The sequence below is a fragment of the Paenibacillus taichungensis genome (assembly GCF_013359905.1).
Taxonomy (GTDB): domain Bacteria; phylum Bacillota; class Bacilli; order Paenibacillales; family Paenibacillaceae; genus Paenibacillus; species Paenibacillus taichungensis.
In genome coordinates this window covers 1-281 of record NZ_JABMCC010000033.1, presented here as the reverse complement: position 1 = coordinate 281, position 281 = coordinate 1, and the positions used below count along the sequence as shown (strand labels likewise).

General features: G+C 53.4%; 1 rRNA gene. It reads left to right on the top strand.

The annotated features are described in order from the left end of the window. A 23S ribosomal RNA gene (locus HP548_RS00235) occupies window positions 1-281 on the top strand; the annotation flags it as partial.

Here is a 281-nt window from a genome sequence, read left to right as displayed (position 1 = left end):
TAGTCGAAGGACAACAGGTCGAAATTCCTGTACCACCGTAAGCCGTTATGAGCAATGGGGGGACGCAGCAGGGTAGTGACGCGGACTGATGGATGTCCGTCTAAGCAGTGAGGCTGATGTGTAGGCAAATCCGCACATCGTAAGGCTGGGCTGTAATGGGGAGCGAAAATTATAGTAGCGAAGGTCATGATCTCACACTGCCAAGAAAAGCCTCTAGCCAGGTGATGGTGCCCGTACCGCAAACCGACACAGGTAGGCGAGAAGAGAATTCTAAGGCGCGC